This is a genomic window from Nocardioides sp. WJ219 (assembly GCF_058559815.1).
The window spans coordinates 72871-96136 of sequence record NZ_JBZUJV010000015.1 but is presented as its reverse complement, the minus strand read 5'-3'; the positions used below and the strand labels follow the sequence as shown (position 1 = coordinate 96136).

General features: G+C 72.3%; 24 protein-coding genes, 1 tRNA gene and 2 rRNA genes. 15 read left to right on the top strand and 12 right to left on the bottom strand.

Annotated elements, in window-relative coordinates; all coding sequences use genetic code 11:
• From AC4MBH_RS23775 to AC4MBH_RS23765, 3 genes are all read left to right on the top strand, one after another.
• Positions 1-93, top strand: a 23S ribosomal RNA gene (locus tag AC4MBH_RS23775); the annotation flags it as partial.
• A gap of 125 nt (positions 94-218) precedes the next feature.
• Positions 219-335, top strand: a 5S ribosomal RNA gene (rrf, locus tag AC4MBH_RS23770).
• A gap of 288 nt (positions 336-623) precedes the next feature.
• A complete protein-coding gene (locus AC4MBH_RS23765; RefSeq protein ID WP_491797893.1) occupies positions 624-1334 on the top strand; it encodes a tetratricopeptide repeat protein in 711 nt (236 codons plus the stop codon).
• Between the two features lie 23 nt (positions 1335-1357).
• Here AC4MBH_RS23765 and AC4MBH_RS23760 read toward each other — a convergent pair whose 3' ends face one another.
• Entirely contained in the window at positions 1358-1870 is a 513-nt protein-coding gene (locus AC4MBH_RS23760) for a hypothetical protein (RefSeq protein WP_491797892.1), read from the bottom strand.
• A 200-nt stretch (positions 1871-2070) separates the two neighbouring features.
• Between AC4MBH_RS23760 and AC4MBH_RS23755 the strand changes: the two genes are divergently transcribed.
• Entirely contained in the window at positions 2071-2589 is a 519-nt protein-coding gene (locus AC4MBH_RS23755) for a DUF3145 domain-containing protein (protein WP_491797891.1), read from the top strand.
• An 8-nt stretch (positions 2590-2597) separates the two neighbouring features.
• Here the strand turns inward: AC4MBH_RS23755 and AC4MBH_RS23750 are convergent, their stop codons facing one another.
• From AC4MBH_RS23750 to AC4MBH_RS23720, 7 genes are all read right to left on the bottom strand, one after another.
• A complete protein-coding gene (locus AC4MBH_RS23750) occupies positions 2598-3029 on the bottom strand; it encodes a hypothetical protein (protein WP_491797890.1) in 432 nt (143 codons plus the stop codon).
• 82 nt (positions 3030-3111) lie between these two features.
• On the bottom strand, positions 3112-4545 hold the full coding sequence (locus AC4MBH_RS23745) for an acyl-CoA carboxylase subunit beta (RefSeq protein ID WP_491797889.1): 1434 nt from the start codon (positions 4543-4545) through the stop codon (positions 3112-3114).
• Positions 4546-4559: 14 nt separating this feature from the next.
• On the bottom strand, positions 4560-5813 hold the full coding sequence (locus AC4MBH_RS23740; protein WP_491797888.1) for a beta-ketoacyl-[acyl-carrier-protein] synthase family protein: 1254 nt from the start codon (positions 5811-5813) through the stop codon (positions 4560-4562).
• A 2-nt stretch (positions 5814-5815) separates the two neighbouring features.
• A complete protein-coding gene (locus AC4MBH_RS23735) occupies positions 5816-6061 on the bottom strand; it encodes an acyl carrier protein (protein WP_491797887.1) in 246 nt (81 codons plus the stop codon).
• 51 nt (positions 6062-6112) lie between these two features.
• A complete protein-coding gene (locus AC4MBH_RS23730) occupies positions 6113-7114 on the bottom strand; it encodes a beta-ketoacyl-ACP synthase III (protein ID WP_491797886.1) in 1002 nt (333 codons plus the stop codon).
• Positions 7114-8298: an acyltransferase domain-containing protein gene (locus tag AC4MBH_RS23725; protein WP_491797885.1), complete on the bottom strand. Its 1185-nt coding sequence runs from the start codon at positions 8296-8298 to the stop codon at positions 7114-7116. Before AC4MBH_RS23725 ends, AC4MBH_RS23730 begins: the two co-directional genes overlap by 1 nt.
• A gap of 79 nt (positions 8299-8377) precedes the next feature.
• The gene (locus tag AC4MBH_RS23720; RefSeq protein ID WP_491797884.1) at positions 8378-9586 is read right to left on the bottom strand and encodes a PucR family transcriptional regulator; all 1209 of its coding nucleotides are present in this window, start codon (positions 9584-9586) and stop codon (positions 8378-8380) included.
• 198 nt (positions 9587-9784) lie between these two features.
• Between AC4MBH_RS23720 and AC4MBH_RS23715 the strand changes: the two genes are divergently transcribed.
• Entirely contained in the window at positions 9785-10768 is a 984-nt protein-coding gene (locus AC4MBH_RS23715; protein WP_491797883.1) for an alpha/beta fold hydrolase, read from the top strand.
• A 30-nt stretch (positions 10769-10798) separates the two neighbouring features.
• Here AC4MBH_RS23715 and AC4MBH_RS23710 read toward each other — a convergent pair whose 3' ends face one another.
• The 3 genes from AC4MBH_RS23710 to aceE all read right to left on the bottom strand — a co-directional run bounded on the left by AC4MBH_RS23710 (position 10799) and on the right by aceE (position 15159).
• A complete protein-coding gene (locus AC4MBH_RS23710) occupies positions 10799-11653 on the bottom strand; it encodes a hypothetical protein (protein ID WP_491797882.1) in 855 nt (284 codons plus the stop codon).
• Positions 11650-12159 carry a SigE family RNA polymerase sigma factor gene (locus AC4MBH_RS23705; protein ID WP_491797881.1) on the bottom strand — a complete coding sequence of 170 codons (510 nt, stop codon included), beginning with the start codon at positions 12157-12159 and terminating at the stop codon, positions 11650-11652. The genes AC4MBH_RS23710 and AC4MBH_RS23705 overlap by 4 nt, the downstream gene beginning before the upstream one ends.
• Before the next feature lie 276 nt (positions 12160-12435).
• A complete protein-coding gene (gene aceE, locus AC4MBH_RS23700; RefSeq protein ID WP_491797894.1) occupies positions 12436-15159 on the bottom strand; it encodes a pyruvate dehydrogenase (acetyl-transferring), homodimeric type in 2724 nt (907 codons plus the stop codon).
• 239 nt (positions 15160-15398) lie between these two features.
• On the opposite strand from aceE, the gene AC4MBH_RS23695 reads away from it, so the two are divergent.
• From AC4MBH_RS23695 to AC4MBH_RS23680, 4 genes are all read left to right on the top strand, one after another.
• Positions 15399-15860, top strand: a complete 462-nt coding sequence (locus AC4MBH_RS23695; protein WP_491797880.1) for a DUF3052 domain-containing protein — start codon at positions 15399-15401, stop codon at positions 15858-15860.
• 32 nt (positions 15861-15892) lie between these two features.
• Positions 15893-17521, top strand: a complete 1629-nt coding sequence (locus AC4MBH_RS23690; protein WP_491797879.1) for an AMP-binding protein — start codon at positions 15893-15895, stop codon at positions 17519-17521.
• Complete coding sequence (locus AC4MBH_RS23685) at positions 17518-17982, top strand: peroxiredoxin (RefSeq protein ID WP_491797878.1); 465 nt, start codon at positions 17518-17520, stop codon at positions 17980-17982. Before AC4MBH_RS23690 ends, AC4MBH_RS23685 begins: the two co-directional genes overlap by 4 nt.
• A gap of 266 nt (positions 17983-18248) precedes the next feature.
• A complete protein-coding gene (locus AC4MBH_RS23680; protein WP_491797877.1) occupies positions 18249-18551 on the top strand; it encodes a DUF3467 domain-containing protein in 303 nt (100 codons plus the stop codon).
• Positions 18552-18596: 45 nt separating this feature from the next.
• Here AC4MBH_RS23680 and AC4MBH_RS23675 read toward each other — a convergent pair.
• Positions 18597-18668, bottom strand: a tRNA-Val gene (locus AC4MBH_RS23675).
• 55 nt (positions 18669-18723) lie between these two features.
• On the opposite strand from AC4MBH_RS23675, the gene AC4MBH_RS23670 reads away from it, so the two are divergent.
• From AC4MBH_RS23670 to AC4MBH_RS23645, 6 genes are all read left to right on the top strand, one after another.
• Positions 18724-19416 carry a DNA alkylation repair protein gene (locus tag AC4MBH_RS23670; RefSeq protein ID WP_491797876.1) on the top strand — a complete coding sequence of 231 codons (693 nt, stop codon included), beginning with the start codon at positions 18724-18726 and terminating at the stop codon, positions 19414-19416.
• An 84-nt stretch (positions 19417-19500) separates the two neighbouring features.
• Positions 19501-19749 (top strand): twin-arginine translocation signal domain-containing protein, encoded by a 249-nt coding sequence (locus tag AC4MBH_RS23665; RefSeq protein ID WP_491797875.1) that lies wholly within the window; start codon positions 19501-19503, stop codon positions 19747-19749.
• Position 19750: 1 nt separating this feature from the next.
• On the top strand, positions 19751-21148 hold the full coding sequence (locus AC4MBH_RS23660) for a DUF4331 domain-containing protein (RefSeq protein WP_491797874.1): 1398 nt from the start codon (positions 19751-19753) through the stop codon (positions 21146-21148).
• The gene (locus AC4MBH_RS23655) at positions 21145-21540 is read left to right on the top strand and encodes a hypothetical protein (RefSeq protein WP_491797873.1); all 396 of its coding nucleotides are present in this window, start codon (positions 21145-21147) and stop codon (positions 21538-21540) included. The genes AC4MBH_RS23660 and AC4MBH_RS23655 overlap by 4 nt, the downstream gene beginning before the upstream one ends.
• A gap of 141 nt (positions 21541-21681) precedes the next feature.
• Entirely contained in the window at positions 21682-22068 is a 387-nt protein-coding gene (locus AC4MBH_RS23650; protein ID WP_491797872.1) for a hypothetical protein, read from the top strand.
• 32 nt (positions 22069-22100) lie between these two features.
• Complete coding sequence (locus AC4MBH_RS23645) at positions 22101-22994, top strand: serine/threonine-protein kinase (protein WP_491797871.1); 894 nt, start codon at positions 22101-22103, stop codon at positions 22992-22994.
• Positions 22995-23266 lie beyond the last annotated feature (272 nt).

Here is a 23266-nt window from a genome sequence, read left to right as displayed (position 1 = left end):
TAAGGCCCCCTACAGACCATGGGGTTGATAGGCCGGAGGTGTACAGCAGCAATGCCCAGCCGACCGGTACTAATAGGCCGAGGGCTTGCCACACAAACCCTCAACCAACACCACACCGCGCAACACAATCTGCTGCAGATCTTCTGCACACCACGCGTCCACTATCGAAACACCACGACTTCGCCACCCCAAGCACCAACCGGGGAGGCGGCTAGAGTTACGGCGGCCATAGCGACAGGGAAACACCCGGTCCCATACCGAACCCGGAAGTTAAGCCTGCCAGCGCCGATGGTACTGCAACCGAGAGGCTGTGGGAGAGTAGGACGCCGCCGGACAATTCTTGGGTAGAGGCCACCGAAAGGTGGCCTCTACTCTGTTTTGCACACCCCGCCGTCGAACGGGCGGGACCACAGATGAAGAGGGAGATCCGAGTGGCTGAGGAACGCAGCTCGCGTCCGAGCACCGGAGGAGGACGTCCGCGCGGCGGCAAGCCCGCGGGCGGGTCCGGCGGAGGCTCGCGCCGTGACGGCGGTCGCGCCGGCGGCCGTGGCAGTGACGCCCGGGGCGGTAGGTCCGGGGGCGCGCCGCAGCGCCGTACGGACTGGAAGCGGCCCGCCGACAAGGTGCGTGACCGCACCGCCGAGCAGGCCGTCTACGACGGTCCGCCGCTGCCCGACGCCATCACCGGCGCCGAGCTCGACCGCGCCGTGTCGGCCCAGCTCAAGGGCCTCCCGGAGAAGCTGGCGTCCCGCGTCGCCCGGCACCTGGCCGCGGCCGGCATGCTGGTCGACGACGAACCCGAGACGGCCTACCTGCACACGCTAGCCGCCAAGGCCCGCGCGCCCCGGCTTGCGGTGGTCCGGGAGGCCGCCGGCGAGGCGGCCTACGCCGCCGGCCACTACGCCGAGGCGCTGGCCGACCTGCGCGCCGCGAAGCGGATGAACGGTGCCACGGCCTACCTGCCGATCATGGCGGACTGCCACCGGGCGCTCGGGGACCCCGAGCAGGCGATCAAGCTGGCCCGGACGCCGTCGATCGCCAAGTTCGCCCCGGAGGCCAAGGCCGAGATGACCCTCGTCGAGGCCGGGGCGCGTCGCGACCTCGGTCAGCTCGACGCCGCGCTGCGCGTGCTGGAGATGGCGCCGCTGACGAGCAACGTCCGCCAGCCCTGGGTGGTGCGGCTGCGCTACGCCTACGCCGACGCGCTGGTCGCGGCCGGTCGCGAGCGTGACGCGCTCGCCTGGTTCCACCGCACCCACGCCATCGACTCCGGTGAGCTCACCGATGCCGCTGCCCGTGCCGACGACCTCGAGCGGCGCCTCGAGCAGGCCTGAGCCGCCGTGCCGTCGCCCTGGGACTACCGGGCGAGCACCCGCACCACGGCCCCCGAGCCGGCGGGGAGCGTCGCCCGCCGCAGGTCCTCGCTGAACGCGAGCCGGACCGGGTCGACGACGACCACGGCGGGCTCGTCGCCGACCACCTGCAGCACGATGCTGTCGCCGGCCCGCAGCTCTTGGCCCTCGGGGTCGACCAGGACCGGGCAGAACGCCTCCGGGTCCCTGGTGACGCCCACCGACCCACCCCGGCACAGCAGGGGTGCCAGGCTGACCTCGGTGTTGCTGGTGGCGCTGACCTTCACGCCGGACAGCTGCAGGGTGCGGTCGAAGTCGGCCGCGGCCGCGAAGACTCCGACGTACACGGGCTCGCCGACCGGCGTGGAGGCCGTCACGCTGCGGTCGTCGACGGGCAGCGGGTCGGGGGAGTCGCCCTGCCAGAGCGCGAGGCCCACGGCGATGACGAGGACCACCGTGCCGGCCCCCAGCAGCCAGCGCTGGCGCGGTCGTACCTCGAGGATCCCCATGCTCGACATGGGAGCAACCTACCGAGCGTGCTCCGGCAGGTCCGCGCGGCTGGGATCGGCGTACCGCTGGTGTCAACGGGCCACATACGTCACAATGAAGTCCTAACTGCACATCTGTCACTCATGTCGATCGATCAGGACGAACCGGTCATCTCGTGTGGAGCCCGCTGGGGAAGGCGTAGCTCAACGCCGGTGATGAAGGAGATGTCGTGAACGTTCGCACTGCTGACCGCACCCTCACCCGCGGTGTGCTCTACGTGCACTCAGCGCCGTCGGCGCTGTGCCCGCACGTGGAGTGGGCCGTCGGCGGCGTGCTCGGCGTCCCCTCGAACCCGTCGTGGACGCCGCAGCCGGCCCAGGCCGGCACCTACCGCACCGAGATGTCCTGGACCGCCACGGCCGGCTCGGCCGCGGCGATGGCCTCCGCGCTGCGGGGCTGGAACCACCTCCGCTTCGAGGTGACCGAGGAGCCGACCGCCTCCACCGAGGGGGCGCGCTACTCCTACACCCCCGACCTCGGTGTGTTCCACGCGGTCGTCGGGATGCACGGCGACATCATGATCCCCGAGGACCGGCTCAAGGCCGCCGTGGTCAAGGCGGCGCTGGGGGAGACCACGATGGTCACCGAGATCGACAAGCTGCTCGGCAAGCCCTGGGACGACGAGCTCGAGACCTTCCGGCACGCCGGCGAGGGCGCTCCGGTGCGCTGGTTGCACCAGGTGGTCTGACCCCGCGGTCAGCGGCGCAGTCGGAAGTAGACCGGTCGGCGCGTCTTGGTGATCGTGTCGCGGCCCCGGTCGATGACCATCTGCATCTGGATCTTGTAGCGACCCGGCTTCGCGCTCGACCCGCACATCGTGTACCGCGACCGGCCTCGGAGGTCGTTGCGCACACCGGAGTAGCCGGAGTCCCAGAACTCACTGCGGATGACGAACCCGCGGGGCGACCTGATCTTGACGATCACGCTCCAGCCCTCCCGGGGCGGGTCGAAGCGCCACCGCAGGCGGTAGCGGGCGCAGCCCGGGCGCCAGGTCTGGTCGGGGGCCGTCACGATGCCGATGCTGTTGTCGTAGCGGACGGCGGCGGACGCGGGCGTCGGGACCGCGGACAGCAGCCCGACGGCGAGCACCACGGCGACGACGGCGGCGGTGACGGTGCGGCGCAGCATGCAGCCTTCTCCCTCGGGTGGTGTGACGTACGTCTACTGACAACGTACGCACACCCGGTGAGGTTACGGGCCGGCGGTCCGGCTACAGCGGGATGTTGCCGTGGGCGCCGCGGCGTACGCCGTCGCGCTGGACGGCGTCGTCGATGGCCCGGGCGATGGCCGACCGGGTGCGCGTCGGGACGACGATCTCGTCGACGACCCCGATCTCGACCGCTCGCTCGACGCCGCCGGCGAGCCGCTCGTGCTCGGCGGCGAGCTCGGCCTCGACCTGCGGGCGGATGTCGGGGGAGACCTCGGCGAGGCGCCGCCGGTGCAGGACGCGGATCGCGGCCACGGCGCCCATCACGGCCACCTCGGCACCCGGCCAGGCGAAGACGCGGGTGGCGCCGAGCGAGCGGGCGTTCATCGCGATGTAGGCGCCGCCGTAGGTCTTGCGGGTGACCAGGGTGACCCGCGGGACCACGCACTCGCCGAACGCGTGGAGCAGCTTGGCTCCGCGGCGGACGACGCCGTCCCACTCCTGGCCGACGCCGGGCAGGTAGCCCGGCACGTCGACCAGCACGATGAGGGGCACGCCGAAGGCGTCGCACATCCGCACGAAGCGCGAGGCTTTCTCGGCCGACAGGGAGTCGAGGCAACCGCCGAGCCGCAGCGGGTTGTTGGCGACCACCCCGACGGTGCGACCGCCGAAGCGACCGAGGGTGGTGACGATGTTGGGCGCCCAGCGCGCGTGCAGCTCCTGGGCGGTGCCCTCGTCGAGGACCTGCTCGACGAGCGGGTGCACGTCGTAGGCACGCTTCTTCGACGCCGGCAGCACGGCCTCGAGATCGCGGTCGTCGACGTCGTCGACGACGAGGCTGCCCTGCGAGCCGAGCAGCGCCGCGACGGTGCGCGCGCGGTCGAGGGCCTCGCGCTCGGACTCGGTGAGGATGTGGACGACACCGGAGCGGCGTCCGTGCGGCTCGGGCCCGCCGAGGCGAAGCATGTCCACGGCCTCGCCGGTGACCGAGCGGACGACGTCGGGGCCGGTGACGAAGATGCGGCCCTCCGGGCCGAGGATCACCACGTCGGTCAGCGCCGGGCCGTACGCCGCCCCGCCCGCAGCCGGGCCCAGGACGACGGAGACCTGCGGGATCTTGCCCGAGGCCTGGGTCATCACCTGGAAGATGCGGCCGACGGCGTGCAGCGACAGCACGCCCTCGGCCAGCCGGGCGCCCCCGGAGTGCCAGAGCCCGATGATCGGGAGCTGGTCGGTCATCGCCCGGTGGTAGGCCTCGACCACGACGCGGCAGCCGACGTCGCCCATCGCGCCGCCCATGACGGTCGCGTCGGAGCAGAACGCCACGACCCGGGTGCCCTCGACGGTGCCGACCGCGGCGAGCATGCCCGAGTCGTCGTCGGCGGTGATCAGCTCGAGGGTGCCGTCGTCGAGCAGCGCCCCCAGCCGGGCCACCGGGTTGCGGGGGTCCTCCGAGCGGGGGAGCTTGCCGGGCTTGTGCGGTGCCTGCACCGTCATGGGGGGCTCCTGGGCTAGATCGAGGCGAGGACGACGGCGACGTTGGCGCCGCCGAAGCCGAACGAGTTGTTGAGCGCCGCGATGTCTCCCTGGGGGAGGTCGCGCACCTCGGTGGCGATGTCCAGCTCGACCTGGGGGTCCAGGTCGTCGAGGTTGATCGTCGGCGGTGAGACGCGGTGGTGCAGGGAGAGCACCGTGGCGACCGCCTCCAGCGCGCCGGCGCCGCCGAGCAGGTGCCCGGTCATCGACTTGGTGCTGGTCACCACGACCTCGGAGACGTGCGAGCCCAAGGTGGCGTGCAGCATCAGGCCCTCGGCGATGTCGCCCTGGGGCGTCGAGGTGGCGTGGGCGTTGACGTGCTTGATCGCGGAGGCGTCGATGTCGGACTCGAGCAGCGCTCGCTGGATCGCGCGCGAGCCACCCCGCCCGGCCGGGTCGGGCTGGGCGATGTCGTGGGCGTCGGCGGTGATCCCGGCACCCAGCACCTCGGCGTAGATGCGCGCACCGCGGCCGCGGGCGTGCTCCTCGGACTCCAGGACCAGCACCCCGGCACCCTCGCCGAGCACGAAGCCGTCGCGGGCGGTGTCCCAGGGACGGCTGACCGTCGTCGGGTCGCCGTCGTTCTTCGACAGCGCCATCATGTTGCCGAAGGCCGCCATCGGCAGCGGGTGGATGGCCGCCTCGGTGCCGCCGGCCACGACCACGTCGGCCCGGCCGAGCCGGATCTGGTCGATCGCCAGGGCGATCGCCTCGTTGCCGGACGCGCACGCCGAGACCGGCGTGTTGACCGCGGCCCGCGCGCCGACGTACAGGCTGATGGTGGCGGCGGGGCCGTTGGGCATCAGCATCGGCACGGCGAGGGGGGAGACCCGGCGGGGTCCCTTCTCCAGCATCGTGTCGTAGTTGGACAGCAGGGTGTTGACGCCGCCGATGCCGGTGGCCATCGCGACGCCGACGCGGTCGCCGTCGAGGTCACCGGACTCCTGCGCGGCGTCGAGGCCGGAGTCGGCCCAGGCCTCCATCGCGGCGACCATGGCGAGCTGCGAGCCGCGGTCGAGGCGACGGGCCTTGACCCGCTCGAGGACCTCACTGGGGTCGACCGCGACGGGCGCGCCGATCTTCACCGCCAGGTCCTTGACCCAGTCCTGCTCGAGGGGCCGTACGCCGGAGCGCCCGGCGAGCATGCCCTCCCACGTCGAGGGCACGTCGCCACCGAGGGGGCTGGTCGTGCCGAGCCCGGTGACGACGACGCGTGTGCGGTTCGCCATGGTCAGGCCGACGCGCGCTCGATGTAGGCGACCGCGTCACCGACGGTCTTGAGGTTCTTGACCTCGTCGTCGGGGATCGTCACGCCGAACTTCTCCTCGGCGGCCACGACGACCTCGACCATGGAGAGCGAGTCGACGTCGAGGTCGTCGACGAAGGACTTGTCGAGCTGGACGTCGGCGGGCTCGATGCCCGCGACCTCGTTGACGATCTCGGCGAGGTCGGAGCGGATCTCTTCGGTGGTGGCCATGGGTTTCTCCTGTGTGTGGTGGGTGGTGCGGAGGTGTGTGGGGCTGGTCGGTCAGGGGACGACGACGACCTGGGCCGCAAAGGCGAGCCCGGCGCCGAAGGCGATCAGGAGCGCGAGGTCACCGGAGGTGGCCTCGCCCTCCTCGACCATGCGGTGCAGGGCGAGCGGCACCGAGGCCGCGGAGGTGTTGCCCTGGTCGGCGACGTCGCGGGCGATCTTGACCGTGGGCGGCAGCTTCATCGCGCGGGCCATCGCGTCGGTGATCCGCATGTTGGCCTGGTGGGGGACGAAGCAGTCGAGGTCGTCGACGGTGATACCGGCGCGCTCAACGGCCTGCAGCCCGACCTTGGCCATCGCGAAGGACGCCCAGCGGAAGACGGCGTTGCCCTGCATGGTCAGCGTGGGGGTGATGCCGGAGCCGGACGACATCACGTCGCGCCAGTCCTCGGTCTGCCGGATGTAGTCGAACTGCTCGCCGTCGGAGCCCCAGACCACGGGGCCGATGCCCGGTGTCTCGCTGGGTCCGACGACCACCGCACCGGCGCCGTCGGCGAAGATGAAGGCGGTGCCGCGGTCGTTGCGGTCGAGGATGTCGGTGAGCCGCTCGACCCCGATCACCAGCGCGTAGCGGGCACTGCCGCCGCGGACCATGTCGGCGGCGAGGCCGACCCCGTGGCAGAAGCCGGCGCACGCGGCGGAGATGTCGAAGGCGACCGGTTGCGGGCAGCCGAGCTCGTGGGCGATCGCCGGGGCGATCGCGGGAGTCTGCATCATGTGGCTGACGGTCGCGACGATGACGGCGTCGACCTGGCTGGCGTCGATGCCGGCGTGGGCGAGGGCCTCGCGGGACGACGCGACGCTCATCATCTGCACCGACTCCTCCGGCGAGGCGAAGCGGCGGGTCTTGATGCCGGAGCGCTGCTGGATCCACTCGTCGCTGCTGTCGATGGCCTCGACGACCTCGGAGTTGGGCACGAGCCGCGCGGGACGGTAGGCACCGATGCCGAGGACGGCGGCGTGGGCGGCGCCGGTGGCGGAGGCGAGCTCGGCCATCACTCCACGCCCTCGGGGTGCAGGCGCAGCAACGGCTGGCCGGGGGAGACGAGGTCGCCGTCCTCGACCAGCCACTCGACCACCTGGCCGCCGTGGGCGGCGGTGACGGGGATCCGGTCACGCAGGCTGCTGACCCCGCCGATCTCGGCACCCGAGGTGAGCAGTCCGGCCTCGGCGGCAGCCGGGTCGATGTCGAAGGTGCCCTTGGCGGGGGAGACGACCATCCGCCAGGTCGGGGTCACGTCGATCAGCGATCCCTCGCCGTGCTTGACGCAGAACGCGCGAGCATCGTCGAGCTGGTCGGGCGTCTTGAGCGCAAAGGTCTCGACGCCCTTGAGCGCGCGCTTGGCGATGCCGGTCAGGGTGCCGGCCGGCGGCATCTCGAGGATGCCGGTGACGCCGAGGTCGGCCATCGTGTCGAGGCAGAGGTCCCAGCGGACCGGGCTGGCGATCTGACCGACGATCCGCTTCAGCACCTCGCGCCCGTCGTGGATCACCCGGCCGTCGCGGTTGGAGATCAACGGGATGCGCGGGTCGTGGGTCGAGACCGAGAGCGCCAGCTTGGTCACGTGGTCGACGGCGGGGGCCATGTGGTGGGTGTGGAACGCGCCGGCGACCGAGAGCGGCATCAGCCGCGCCTTGGCGGGCGGGTCGGCGGCCAGTGCGGCGAGCTGCTCGGTGGTGCCGGCGGCGACCACCTGCCCGGGTCCGTTGTCGTTGGCGGCGGTGAGGCCGTGCCGCTCGAGCGTGGCCCGGACCTCGTCGCGGTCGCCGCCGAGCACGGCGGTCATCCCGGTCGGGGTCGCCGCGGCGGCGGCGGCCATCGCGTTCCCGCGCTCGCGGACCAGCACCATCGCCTGCTCGGCCGTGATGGCGCGGGCCCCGACCGCGGCGGCGATCTCGCCCACGCTGTGGCCCGCGACGGCGCCGACCTGGCCGAAGCCGTCGTGGGGGTGCGGGAACAGCTCGAGCGTGACGACCAGAGCGGTGCCGACGAGCAGGGGCTGGGCGATCCGCGTGTCCCGGATGGTGTCGGCATCGGACACCGTGCCGTGGTGGGCCAGGTCGATCCCGGCGACCGTCGAGAGCCAGTGCAGGCGCGAGGCCAGCACGTCGTCCTCGAGCCAGGGCGCGAGGAAACCAGGGGTCTGTGCACCCTGTCCGGGAGCGACGATCACAAGCACGTCGTCCACTCTGCCCGGCCCGAGGGGTCCGGGCGCCTCCGGCGCGCACGAAACTGGCCGGGTGATCTTTGTGGGGTTCCTACAAAACGCCCGATGCCCCGGGGGGTGTCCGGCCGGACTGCCGACCGAGCACCAGTGCGACCTGGAGCGTGAAGGCGTCCCGGGGGCGGCTCGGCGTCAGCCCGGTGAGGTCGGCGACCTGCCGCATCCGGTAGCGCACGGTGTTGGCGTGCACGAAGAGCGCGCGGGCGGTCCCCTCCACCGACCCACCGGAGGAGAGGTACGCGCCGAGCGAGTCCACGAGGCCGCCGCGGGCCCCGACGAGCGGCAGGTAGACGTCCTCGACGAGGTAGCGCCGCGCGTGCCCGTCGCCGGCCAGCGCCCGCTCGGGCAGCAGCTCCGAGCTCAGCACCGGCCGGGGGGCGTCGGGCCAGCCGGTGGACGCGCGGTGCGCGGCCAGGGCCGAGCGCGCGGACACGTGCGCGTGCCCGAGGTCGGCGGCCACCGGTCCGAGCACGACCGGTCCCTCGCCGAACAGGTCCAGCAGGCCCGTGACGGCCGTCCGCGGGTCGGAGACGCCGCCGAGCAGGACGACGAGCCGGTCGCCCTGCGCGGCGCACAGGGCGTCCATCCCGGCCTCCCGGGCCGCCCGGCGTACGGCGTCGAAGAGGTCGGTGCCGGTACGCCGCGGCGGGAGGTTGCCGCAGACCACCGCGACCTCACCGCGGGCCGACCAGCCCAGCGCGCTGGCCCGGGAGAGCATGGTCTCGTCGGTCTCGGCACGCAGCACCCCGTCGACCACGAGCGCCTCGAGCCGCGCGTCCCACGCGCCCCGCATCTCGGCGGCCCGCGCGTAGACCTCGGCGGTCGCGAACGCGATCTCCCGGGCGTAGCGCAGGATCGCGGCGTGCACGTCGGCGACGTCGGCGGCGTCGACGATGCGGTCGACGTCGTGCTCGACGACCTCGATCGAGAGCCGGACGAGCTCGACGGTCTGCTCGAGGCTGATCGTGCCGGCCAGGGCGCGGGGGGCGGCACCGAACACCGAGGCGGCCACGGCGAAGGACGCGGTCGCGTCGCGGCCGGCGTCGCCGTACCAGTCGACGAACGCCTTGATGCCGGCCTGCACGATCTGACCGATCCACGCCCGCTCCTCGGCGCTGAGGTCGCGGAACCACGCCATCTCGGCGTCCATCCGCTCCATCGCCGACGTGCTCAGCGACCCGCTCGCGCGCACCAGGGACGTCGCGGCGCGCTCACGCGGCGTGCGGGGGCGGCGCGGGGACACCCCCCGACCCTAGACAGGTGGCCCGTCGACGGTGGGTCGCGCCTCACCCCAAGTAGTTGATTGTCGCGGCGCGAACGTGGAAACCGCTCTGTTGACAGGATTTCCCAGGTATCGATCGGGTCAAGGACGTGTCGGGACGTGCCGATGACATGGTTGAATCGCGAACCAGCGTTGCGCGATGCCGATGGGGAGGCTGCGATGTCCGAGAAGCGCCACGAGGTCCAGCACGTCACGATCCACGGCCACCGGCGCGCCTTCGTCAAGGTCGGCAGCGGCCCGGCGCTGCTCCTGCTGCACGGCCTCGGTTGCGACCACACGACGTGGGAGCCGGTCATCGACGTGCTGGCCAAGCGCCACACCGTCATCGCCCCCGACCTGCTCGGACACGGTCAGTCCGCCAAGCCCCGGGCCGACTACAGCGTCGGCGGCTACGCCAACGGGATGCGCGACCTGCTCACGGTGCTCGGCGTCGACAAGGTCACGGTGGTGGGGCACAGCTTCGGTGGCGGCGTCGCCATGCAGTTCGCCTACCAGTTCCCCGAGCGCACCGAGCGGATGATGCTGGTGGCCTCCGGCGGTCTCGGGCCCGAGGTGACGCCCGCGATCCGCGCCATCACCACCCCCGGCTTCCAGCAGGTGATGGGGCTGCTCACCCTGCCCGGCGTCCGGCACGCCGGCGTCGCCGGCCTGCGCGCCGCCTCGGCCACCGGGCTCAAGGCCACCCGCGACCTGGCCGAGGTCGCCGAGATCTACGACTCGTTCAAGGACCCTCACGCCCGCGCCGCGATCCGGCACGTCGTCAGTGCCGTGGTCGACTGGAAGGGCCAGATCATCAGCATGGCCGACCGGGCCTACCTCACCGACGCCATGCCGATGGCGGTCGTGTGGGGTCGCGACGACCACGTGATCCCGGTGAGGCACGCCTCCAACGCCGCCGCCCTGGCCCCCAAGGCCCGCATCGAGGTCATCCCCAACGCCGGGCACTTCCCGCACAAGGACCACCCCGAGCGCTTCGCGAAGATCCTCCACGACTTCATCCGTACGACGCAGCCGGCGACGTACTCGCGCGCGAAGTGGCGGGGCCTGCTGCGCAACGGCCAGCCCGGGCCGTCGTCGCCTGTCGGCGCCCTGGCGCCCGACGGCACGGTCACCGCGATCCGGCCGCGGGCGACGACCGCCTGACCCGGCTTGACCCGGCCCGACCCGGCCGCGCTACTCCGGGAACGCGTCGGGGTAGCCGAGCGGCTCCGGCAGCACCAGGTCGGGGTCGAGCGCGAGTCGCTGCAGCTCGGCCAGCGACGGCAGCTGGTCGTCGGCGGCCGCCTTCGTGCGCGCCGTGCCGTAGACCGACACCAGGACCTGTGAGTCCATGCCGCGGACACCGTCGGGCCCGAGGACCTCGACCTTGCGGTGCCACACCCCACCCTGCTCGAACCGGATGCCGTCGCTGAGCACGACGACCCGGTCGCCGACCGTGAGCTCGCGGCACGACTGACGCACCGGGTAGAGGCCGTCGCGGCACGCGCCGCGCGGACCGGTGACGTCGACGTCGTCGGGGGACTCGCGGGTCGACCCGACGTCGAGCCGGACGCCGTCGGGGGAGTCGAAGAACGAGACCCAGCTGAAGAAGGTGTCCCAGCTGACGGGGGAGTCGACGGCCATCCGGTAGGTGCTGTCCTCGTCGAGCGGCAGGTAGTGGTCGCCGCGCAGCTGACCCGACTTCGACAGCCCCGGGAAGACCTCGGCCACCGCGCCCTCGACCTGCGGCCCGAACCACGGGCCGGCCAGCTCGACCGGCGCGGCGGGCGCGCCGGGAGCGACCCGCGAGGTGTCGGGCTGCGACGCCACCGACCGGTCCTGGGCGCGGCTCCCGCCGTCGCCGCCACCCGTCGGCACCGCGACCGCGACGCCCAGGGCGAGCGCCAGCGCACCTGCACCGGCGGTGCCCAGCCGGCGCCGGCGGCGGCGTCGTACGGCGGCCTGCACCTGGTGCAGGTCGGGCAGCACCGGCAGGCCGGTGTCGAGCTCGTCCACCTCGCGCCTGAACTCCTCGGCGTCGATCGTCATCGCAGGTCCTCTCTCGTCTCACCCGTGGGGACCCGCAGCTTGGCCAGGGCACGCGAGCACGTGCTCTTGACGGTGCCGGCCGAGCAGCCCAGCGCGTCGGCCACCTCGGCCTCGGGGAGGTCGAGGTAGTGACGCATCACCACCATCGCCCGCTCCCGCGCCGACAGCCGCGCCAACCGCTGGACGAGGTCGGCCCGCAGGTCGACCCGCACCGTCTGGTCGGTCACCCAACCGGGGTCGGGGTCGGCGACCGGCTCCTCGCGGAGCACGCGGCCACGCCGGTACTGGTCGATCCAGGCGTTCAGCAGCGCCCGGCGCACGTAGGCCACCGGGTCGGACCGCCGCACCCGCGCCCACCGAGCACAGGTGCGCTCGAGCACGGTCTGCAGCAGGTCCTCGGCGCGGTCGGTGTCACCGGTCAGCGCGTACGCCGCCTGGCGCAACCGCGGCCAGGTGGCGCGCACGAACGCCTCGAACTCCGGGCCGGAGTCGTCCGCAGCGAGCACCGCGCACCTCCTGCCCGTCGGGTCCCGAGGGCCGGGTGGCCCTCACCTGCTCCGACGAAGCAGGGACCGTCGGGGTTGAGTGTCTCCCGGGTGAGGCGTGTCGTGCTGGGTCAGGGCTCGCGCTCGGTGCCTTCGCTGCGGGGGTCTCGTCTCGCCTGCCGCGCGCTCGTTCCTCGCGCGCGGCCCTCGCTCAACCCTCCCTCGCCACGCCGTGCGCTCGTTCCTCGCGCACGGCTGCTCGGTCGCCCCGTCGACGCCTGACCTCGCTGCGCTCGGTCAGGCGTCGCCACCCTCCTGCTCGACGTTGGCGACGGCGGTGGGGTCGTCGATGCGGTACTGGGTGGCCGCCTTGGCGACGACCGCCGGGTCGATGTCGCCCGCGTCGGCGAGCGCCTGGAGGGCGCGCACCACGACGCTCTGGGCGTCGATGCGGAAGAACCGCCGGGCAGCCGGGCGGGTGTCGGCGAAGCCGAACCCGTCGGCGCCCAGGACGCAGTAGTCGCCGGGCACCCAGCGCGCGATCTGGAGCGGGACGGCCGACATGTAGTCGGAGACCGCGATGAACGGCCCGTCCGAGCCCTGGAGCTTGGTGGTGACGTAGGGGACCCGCGGGGCGTCGTCGCCGTGCAGCAGGTTGTGGTCCTCGGCCGCGACCGCGTCGCGGGCGAGCTCGTTCCACGACGTGACCGACCAGGTGTCGGCCTGGACGCCCCACTCCTCGGACAGCATCCGCGCGGCGTCGTCGATCCACGGGTAGGCGACGCCGGAGGCCATCAGCTGCACCCGGGGCCCGTCGCCCTGCGCGGCCGTCGAGACGTGGTGGATGCCGCGCAGGATCCCCTCGACGTCGACGTCGTCGGGCTCGGCCGGCTGCTTGATCGGCTCGTTGTAGACGGTGATGTAGAAGATGACGTTCTCGGCCTGCTCGCCGTACATCCGCGTCAGGCCGCTCTGCATCACGTGCGCGACCTCGTAGCCGAACGCGGGGTCGTAGTGCACGACGGCGGGGTTGCTCGACGCCAGCAGCGGTGAGTGGCCGTCGGCGTGCTGCAGCCCCTCGCCGGTGAGCGTGGTGCGGCCGGCGGTGGCGCCGATCAGGAAGCCACGGGCCAGCTGGTCGGCCATCGCCCAGATCGAGTCGCCGGTGCGCTGGAACCCGAACATCGAGTAGAAGATGTAGAACGGGATCATGTGCTCGCCGTGGGTGGAGTACGCCGACCCGGCGGCCGTGGCCGAGCCCATCGCGCCGGCCTCGGAGATGCCCTCGTGGAGCATCTGGCCCTGCTCGGACTCGGTGTACTTCAGCAGCAGCTTGCGGTCGACCGACTGGTACTGCTGACCGCCGGGGTTGTAGACCTTGGCGCTCGGGAACATCGAGTCCATGCCGAACGTGCGGTACTCGTCGGGGGCGATCGGCACGATGCGCGCCCCGATCTCGGGGTCCTTCATCCAGTCGCGCAGCAGCCGGACGACGGCCATCGTGGTGGCGACCTTGTTCTTGCCGCCGCCCTTCTTCAGCTCGGAGTAGATCGCGTCGCCGGGCAGCTTGAGCGGCTTGGCGCGGTCGACCCGGCGCGGCAGCGAGCCGCCGAGCTCGTGGCGGCGGTGCATCATGTACTCGATCTCGGGGGAGTCGGCACCGGGGTGGAAGAACGGCGCGGCGCCGGTCTCCTCGTAGGCGCGCTCGAGGTCGCGGTCGCTGATCGGCAGGTAGAGCCGGTCGCGGAACCGCTTGAGGTCCTCGGGCGTGAGCTTCTTCATCTGGTGGGTGGCGTTGCGGCCCTCGAGGGCGTCGATCGTCCAGCCCTTGACGGTCTTGGCGAGGATCACGGTCGGCTGGCCGACGTGCTTGGTGGCGGCGTCGAAGGCGGCGTACACCTTGCGGTAGTCGTGGCCGCCGCGCGGCAGCTTCTGGATCTGCCCGTCGCTCATGTGCTCGACCATCGCGCGCAGCCGCGGGTCGGGGCCGAAGAAGTTCTCGCGCACGTAGGCGCCGTCCTCGACGGAGTAGGTCTGGAACTCGCCGTCGGGCGTGTTGTTCATCTTGTTGACCAGGACGCCGTCGACGTCGCGGGCGAGCAGCCCGTCCCAGGGCTGGCCCCAGATCACCTTGATGACGTTCCAGCCGGCGCCGCGGAAGTTGGCCTCCAGCTCCTGGATGATCTTGCCGTTGCCGGTGACCGGCCCGTCGAGCTGCTGGAGGTTGCAGTTGACGACCCAGGTGAGGTTGTCGAGCTCCTCGCGGGCCGCCACCCGGATCGCGCCGAGCGACTCGGGCTCGGCCATCTCGCCGTCGCCGAGGAACGCCCAGACGTGCTGGTCGCTGGTGTCCCTGATGCCGCGGTTGCTCAGGTAGCGGTTGAACCGGGCCTGGTAGATCGAGTTGAGGGCGGTGAGCCCCATCGAGACCGTCGGGAACTCCCAGAACTCCGGCATCAGCCGCGGGTGCGGGTAGGACGGCAGCCCGCGGCCCGCGCCGTGCTGGACCTCCTGGCGGAACCGGGAGAGCTGCTGCTCGTCGAGCCGGCCCTCGAGGAAGGCGCGGGCGTAGATGCCCGGCGAGGCGTGACCCTGGATGTAGACCTGGTCGCCGCCGCCCGGCGCGTCCTTGCCGCGGAAGAAGTGGTTGAAGCCGACCTCGTAGAGGCTGGCGGAGGACTGGTAGGTGGCGATGTGCCCGCCGACCTCGAGGCCCTTGCGGTTGGCGCTGGAGACCATCACGGCGGCGTTCCAGCGGATGAACGCGCGGATGCGCTGCTCGACCTCGTAGTCACCGGGGAACCACGGCTCGCGCTCGGGCGGGATGGTGTTGATGTAGTCGGTGCTGCGCAGGGCCGGGACGCCGACCTGGGCCTCACGGGCCCGCTCGAGGAGCCGCAGCATCACGTAGCGCGCCCGCTCCCGGCCGCGCTCGTCGAGCATGGCGTCGAAGGAGTCGATCCAGTCCTGGGTCTCGTCGGGATCGATGTCGGGCAGCTGCGTCGGCAGGCCCTCGTGGATGACCGAGGGGGCCGTCTGGGACCGTCGGGTGGTGGTCTCGTTCTCACTGCTCACCCGTCCATCGTTGCACGCAGGGGAGGGGCTCCGAGACCGCGCTGTGGCTACCGTTCGGTAGCCCGCGACGGGCCCGCAGGCACGCTCAGTCCTCGCAGGTGGTTGCGGGCTGCGCGTAGTTCCGATGGACTACGCCCCACACACCCCCCACGCGCACGATCCCCGAACCCGATGGAGGCATACCCGTGAGCTCGACCGCCGGTGGCGGCACCACCCAGACCGGCCAGACCGGCCCGACGACGGACGGCGCGTCCGGACCTGCCGCCCGGCTCGGATTCACCCACGGCATGGTCGTCCAGGAGCTCGGCTGGGACAGCGACACCGACGACGACCTCAGGGTCGCCGTCGAGGACACCATCGACGCCGACATGGTCGACGGGGACTACGGCAACGTCGTCGACGCCGTCGTGCTCTGGTGGCGCGACGAGGACGGAGACCTCGTCGACGGCCTGGTCGAGGCGCTGACCGACCTCGTGGGCGGCGGCGTGATCTGGCTGCTGACCCCCAAGATCGGCCGCCCCAACGCCGTCGCCGCCGCCGACATCGCGGAGGCCGCCCCCATCGCGGGGCTGTCGCAGACGACGTCCGCGGCTGTCAGCAAGGACTGGTCGGCGACCCGCCTGGTGGCCCCCAAGACCGTGGGGTGAGGGGTCCCGCGCGCGTGACTAGGGTGAGCCCCGTGCTCCAGAAGCTGACGACCGGCGCCAAGGCTGCCGGAACCTCGCTCAGGGTGCTCGGCGGTGCCGGCATCATCCGTCCCTACTCCCCGGTGACGCTGGTGCGGCTCGCGCGCACCGTCCGCGCGTGGGGCACGGGTCCCGCCGGGGGCTTCGCCTCGCTGGCGCTGCGCGTCCCCGACCAGGTCGGCATCGTCGACGAGCGCGGCGAGGTGACCTTCGGCGAGCTCCACGCCCGCTCCAACGCCCTGGCCCGCGCGCTGCGCGGGCTCGGCGTCGCCGAGGGCGACGGCGTGGCGATCATGTGCCGCAACCACCGCGGCTTCGTCGACGCGAGCATCGCAGCGGCCAAGCTCGGCGCCGACGCCATCTACCTCAACACCGCGTTCGCCGGGCCCCAGCTCGTCGAGCTCCTCGAGCGCGACCAGCCCCGGGTGCTCGTCCACGACGAGGAGTTCTCCGACCTCGTGGGGGAGGCGGCGGTCGAGCACCGGGTGCTGGCCTGGACCGACGGCGAGGTCGCGGGCGACGTACCGACGCTCGACTCGCTCATCGCCGCCCACGACGACCACGACCTCGAGCCGCCCGCCCAGCACGGCCGGATCATCATCCTCACCTCCGGCACCACCGGCACGCCCAAGGGGGCGCCGCGCAGCGAGGCCGGGATCGAGGCCGCCGTCTCGCTGCTCGGCTCGATCCCGCTCAAGTTCGGCTACCGCACCCACATCGCCGCCCCGCTGTTCCACACCTGGGGCTTCGCCCACCTCGCGCTCGCGATGCTGCTGGGCACGACCGTGGTGCTGCGTCGGCGCTTCGAGCCCGAGGAGTTCCTGACGACCCTGCAGGACGAGCGCTGCGAGGCGACCGCGGTCATCCCGGTGATGCTGCAGCGGGTGCTCGCGCTGCCGCAGGAGACCCTCGACCGCTACGACCTCGGCCGGCTCGAGGTGGTGGCCAGCTCCGGGTCGGCGCTGCCCGGTGACCTCGCGATCACCTGGATGGACCAGTACGGCGACAACCTCTACTCCACCTACGGCTCCACCGAGGTCGCCTACGCCGCCATCGCCGGGCCCGACGACCTGCGGGCCGACCCCGGCACGGCCGGACGGCCGCCGTACGCGACGACGGTGAAGATCCTCGACGAGTCGGGCGCGGAGGTCCCCGTGGGCACCTCGGGCCGGATCTTCGTCGGCAACGGGCTGCTCTTCGAGGGCTACACCGGTGGCGGCCACAAGGAGGTCGTCGACGGGCTGATGTCCTCGGGCGACGTCGGGCGGATCGACGAGGAGGGTCGCGTCCACGTCGAGGGGCGCGACGACGAGATGATCGTCTCCGGCGGCGAGAACGTCTTCCCCATGGAGGTCGAGAACTGCCTCGCGCGGCACGAGGCGGTCACCGAGGTCGCGGCCGTCGGCGTCGACGACGACCAGTTCGGCAAGCGGCTGCGCGCCTACGTGGTCACCGCCGCGGGCTCCGACGTCTCCGAGGACGACCTCAAGGGCTGGGTCAAGGACAACCTCGCGCGCTACAAGGTGCCGCGCGAGATCGTCTTCCTCGACGAGCTGCCGCGCAACGCGACCGGCAAGGTGCTCAAGCGCGAGCTCGCGACGCAGGACGCGGACGACGCGTGACCGGGATCGCGCTCGGGGGCCCGGCCCCCGACTTCACCCTGCGTGACCAGTTCGGCCAGGACGTCACGCTGTCGTCCTACCGCGGCACCAAGGCCGTGGCGATCCTGTTCTTCCCCTACGCCTTCTCGGGCGTCTGCACCGGCGAGATGGCCGGCATCCGCGACCGTCTCGACGAGTTCCTCACCTTTGACACCGAGGTGGTCGGGATCTCCTGCGACCCGATGTTCGCGCTGCGGGCGTTCGCCGACGCCGACGGGCTCAACTTCCCGCTGCTCAGCGACTTCTGGCCGCACGGCGAGGTGTCCCGGTGCTACGACGTCTTCGACGCCGACCGCGGCTGCCCGCGCCGCTCGTCGTACGTCGTGGACCGCGACGGGATGGTCCGCTGGGCCGTGCACAACTCCGGGCCGGAGGCGCGCGACCTCGACGCGCACCTCGAGCAGCTCCGCGCGCTGGCCTGACCGGCCAGGTGTCTAGACCGCCCGGGCGATTTCGTCTGTTTTCTTCCTCGCCGTCGAGGCCCCCGGTATCGTTCACCTCGTTGAACCGCTGGTGACCCGAGACGCCAGCGGTTCAGCTCTTTTTCCGGCACCTGTCGCAGATCACCCATCCGGGTCGCGAGGGGCTCCGAATCTCTGACGGGGCCCGCGCCGGCTTCCATGGGGGTGACTGGTGCGGGCCCCCCTGGCGTGCCCTGCGGCGCCCACCGGCCCGACACAATCGGGGCATGACCGAGGAGCCCCTGACCACCGCGTTCAACATCTCCGTGCCGCCCGAGCAGCTCGAGGGCCACTATGCCGACTTCGCGAGCGTGTGGCACAACAACGAGACCTTCATCCTCGACTTCGTCTCCATGAGCCGGCCCCCGGTGCCCACCCGCACCGACGACGGCGGCCAGGTGGCCCGGATCGACGCGCAGGTGGTGACGCGGGTGCGGATCCCGGCCGCCCAGGTCTGGGAGGTGATGAAGGCCCTCCAGGCCCAGCTCGGCAAGTGGGAGGTCGAGAACCCCGACCGCAAGCTCACCTGACGGCGACGGCCGGGCCGGTGGGGGCCGGGGCCGCCGGGGACCACGTGGGCGCGGAGGGGATCGAACCCCCGACCACCTCGTTGTAAGCGAGGGGCTCTACCGCTGAGCTACACGCCCGGGACGCCGTGGGCGTCGGGACAGTCTAAGGGCGGGCGCCGGGTACGGTCGCGGCGTGGGTGCCGACCACGCGTTCATCAGCCTGGTGCGCGAGACCCTGGCCGCGGCCGGCGATCCCGTCCGGGCGCCGCAGCAGCAGGCCTACATGAGGTCGCCGCTGCCCTTCCACGGGCTGCCGGCCGCGGGACTCCGCGCCGTGCTGCGACCGTTGCTGGCGGCGTACGAGCCGGGCGACCGGGACGGCCACGAGGCCACCGTGCGGGCGCTGTGGGACGGCGCCACCCACCGCGAGCAGTGGTACGCCGCCCTCGCGCTGGTCCGGCTGCGGCGGCTGCACCGGTGGCTCGACCCCGACACGCTGCCCCTGCTGCGGCACCTGGTCACCACCGGTGCCTGGTGGGACGTCGTCGACGAGATCGCGACGCACCCCGTGGCCGACGTGCTCGCCGCCCACCGCGCCGAGGTGACGCCGGTCGTGCGCACGTGGGCCGTCGACGACGACCCGTGGCTGCGGCGCACGGCGGTGCTGTGCCAGGTCCTGGCCGGGGCCGACACCGACGTCGACCTGCTCCGCGACGTGGTCGAGGCCAACCTCGACGACGAGACGACCTGGCTCCGCAAGGCCGTCGGGTGGGCGCTGCGTCAGCACGCACGCGTCGACCCGGACTGGGTGCGAGCCGAGGTCGAGCGCCACGGCCCACGGATGAGCGCCCTGTCGCGGCGCGAGGCGCTGCGGAATCTCCGGTGACCTGACGCCATCCGCGGAGCCGTCGGCACCGAACGGTCTGTGACCCGGCCCACACGGGCCGGTCGGAGCGCATGGAGGCAGACCGTGAGTGAGACCAGCAGAAGGAAGTTCCTGGCAGCGGCCGGGGTGGGTGCGGCGGCCGGCGCGACCGGGCTCGGCGCAGCCGGCTCGGCCGAGGCCAAGCCCAGCGCCACCCGGGCCAAGGAACCCGTGCTCGCCCTCGTCGACGACCCCGCCCAGGGCATCGTCCGACTCCTCGTCGGCGACCGTGAGGTGGTCGTCCACGACCGCGACCTCGCGACCCGGCTCCTCAACGCCGCAGGAGGCAAGTGAGATGAGCTCCCACCGCGAAGCACCCGAGATGGCCAAGGACCCGGCCGCCGACGGCACCGACACCTACGCGTTCATGCACCCGACCGAGCCCGGTCAGGTCGTCATCATCGCCAACTTCATCCCCCTGCAGCAGCCCAACGGCGGCCCGAACTTCTACGAGTTCGCCGATGACGTGCTCTACGAGATCAAGATCTCCAACACCAACCGGTGCGAGGCGAACGTCAGCTACCAGTTCCGGTTCAAGACCCAGGTCCGCAACCCCAAGACGTTCCTCTACAACACCGGCCCGATCGAGAGCCTCTCCAGCCCGAGCTGGAACCGCCCGCAGACCTACAGCGTGGTCCGCGTCGTCAACGGCGAGGCCGCCGCCATCACCGGCTCGCTCCCGGTGCCGCCGTGCAACGTCGGCCCGCGCAGCACGCCGGACTACGGCGACCTCGCCGACGCCGCGACCAAGACCGTCGCCGGTCGGAAGTTCTTCGCCGGCCAGCGCGGTGACGCCTTCCAGGTCGACCTGGGCAGCATCTTCGACCTCGGGACGCTCCGGCCGTTCCAGGACGCCCACCTCCTGCCGATGGCGGCCATGGACGGCATCAACTCGGTGCAGTCCTACAACGTCCACACGATCGCGATCCAGGTGCCGTCGACCGACCTGACCCGCGACGGGCTGCCCTCCGACGGCGTCGTGCTCAACCGCCGCAACGTGATCGGCGTGTGGGCCACGGCCAGCCGTCGTTCCGCACGGGTGTTCAACAAGAGCACCGGCAAGTACGGCGGCACCGGCCCGGCGGTCCAGGTCTCGCGCCTGGCCAACCCCCTCTTCAACGAGGTCATCGTGCCGATGGCCGAGAAGGACAAGTGGAACGCGGCCGAGCCGAAGGACGACGCGACGTACGCGCCGTACGTCGCCAAGCCCGAGCTGGCCGGACTGCTCCCGGTGCTCTACCCGGGCGTCTTCCCCAACCTGGAGGCCTACGACAAGCCGCGGGCCGACCTCGACGCCATCCTGCTCACCGGGATCCCCAGCGGGGTGATCAAGGACGGCACGGGCCGGTCGGTCTTCCAGAACTACACCGGACCCCGCAAGGCCGACCTGCTGCGCCTCAACATGGCCGTGCCGCCCTCGGCCCAGGAGAACAAGTTCGGCATCGTGGGCGGCGACCTCGCGGGCTACCCGAACGGTCGGCGGCTCGGCGACGACGTGGTCGCCATCGAGCTGCGGGCCGTCGCCGGCGAGACGATCCCGCTGGTCGACCCCGGGTACACCCCCGACGGCGCGGCCGGTGCCCTCGAGGACGGCACCACCGACGACAACCGCCCGGCGCTGCTGGACCGGTTCCCGTTCATGCCCCTCCCGGGTGGCGGGTTCCAGACGGTCCCCGGGACGTCCGAGCCGTGACCCAGCGCCTCCCCGACTCCCCGGAGAACCCGTTCGCGGGGACGGGTCCGGTGGTGCTCGACATCGGGGGCGACGTGGGCGCCGTCGTCGTGACGATGCCGGAGGAGATGGTCGGCGTCGAGGTGGACGTCGTCCCCACCGGGACCGAGCTGGCGTCGGGCCACGACGAGCACGGCCACGAGCACGGCCACGGCCACGGCCACGGGCACGGGCACCGGCCGCACGTGGCCGTGATCAGGCGTCCGCTCCCCGGTGGGGGCGAGGTACCGACCCTGGTCTACCCCGAGCTCGTCGAGGGCAGGTACTGGCTCCTGCTCAAGGGCACCGACGACGTGGTGCTGGAGGTCGGCGTCGTCGGTGGTCAGGTCACCGAGGCCTCCTGGCCCGGCTGAGCCGCCGCGACCCACGGGACTGGCGTCCGTGGGCGACGGATGAGAGACCTCTCACCGCGCGCTCACGGACGCCTCACCGCGGTTCGTCAGAGTTCCTACATCGAGGTCGCACCCCGCGGCCCCCACGGAAGGAACCGAACCATGAAGCTCAGCACCGTCCTCTCCACCAGCACCCTCGGGCTCGCCGGCCTGGTGGGAGCCGGTCTGCTCGCCCTGCCCGGTGCCTCGACCTCGGTCGCCGCCGGTGACGACCGGTTCGCCAAGCGCGACGAGGACACGACCGAGGTCGTCCTGGTCAGCGACGACGACGACGACGACACCAACGCGCGGGACGACACGACGCGGTCCAACGACGGCACCAACTCGCGCAGCCGCGGCGACAACACCGGCACCGGTGCCGCCACCGGTCGCGACGACAGCCGTGACCGCAAGAAGAAGGACTTCACCAACGACGGTCCGGGCAGCGGCAACCGGGACTTCTCCGCGCGCCAGACCAACGACCGCTCGCGCAACAACACCCGTCGCTGAGACGATCCCGAGATGACGAGCAGGATCCCCGCATGAGCGACGCCGCCTCCTGGCGCCTGCGTGAGGGAGACGAGATCACCCCCGAGCTGACCGCGATGCGGCTGCTCGGGGGTGGCTCGGCGTACGAGGCGTACCTGGCCTTCGACGAGGTCACCCTCGCCCCGGTCGTGGTCAAGCTGGTCCGTCCCGACCAGGTCGACGACGCGAGCACCCTGCGCGGCCTGGCCCGCGAGGTCGACTCGCTGGCCCGTGCCAACCACCCTGTGGTCGTCCGCGGGCTGCGTCACGTGCTCGACGGCGAGCGCCCGCACGTCGTCCTGGAGAACATCGACGGGCCGCGCCTGTCGAGCCTCCTGCGGCGCCACGGGCGGCTGTCGGAGCAGCAGTACCTGCCGCTCGCCATCGACATCGCCTCGGCCCTCCACTACTTCCGGCACATCGACCTGTGCCACCTCGACATCAAGCCGAGCAACGTGATCATGGGCGCCCCCGCCCGGCTCATCGACCTCTCGGTCGCGCGCCCCGCCGAGCGCGCCGGCGCCCTGGCCAACCAGATCGGCACCGACTTCTACATGGCGCCCGAGCAGGCCGCCCCCGGCGACGCCGTCGTCGGCGGGGCTGCGCCGGGCTACGCCAGCGACGTCTGGGGCCTGGGCGCGACGCTGTTCCACGCCGTCGCCGGCTACCGCCCCTTCGACGAGGGCGACCCCGAGTCCGACGACCTGGCGGTGCGCTACCCCCAGCTGGTCGACGAGCCCTACACGCTGCCCGACGGCGTCCCGCCAGCCGTGGCGACGGTGCTCTACGCGACGCTGGCCTTCCGAGCCGAGGACCGCCCCGAGCCCCGCGACGTCGCCGACGCGCTCGAACCGGTGCTCACCGCCCAGCCCGCCCACAAGCTCAGCTTCAAGGTCGGCGCCCGCTGACGCTCGCCGTACGACGGCAGGTCACCGACGGTGGTGGAGGGTGCCTACCCTCGCCGGGTCTCGACTCGGGCTCGCTGGCGCTCGCCCGGCTCGACCAGCGTGGCGGCCTGACGGTGGTCGAGCCGCGGGGACGAAGTCTCCGCGAGTCGAGACCCCCGCAAGGTGCCTTCCCTCGCCGGGTCTCGACTCGGGCTCGCTGGCGCTCGCCCGGCTCGACCAGCGTGCGTCGCACGACGGTGGTCGAGCCGCGGGGACGAAGTCTCCGCGAGTCG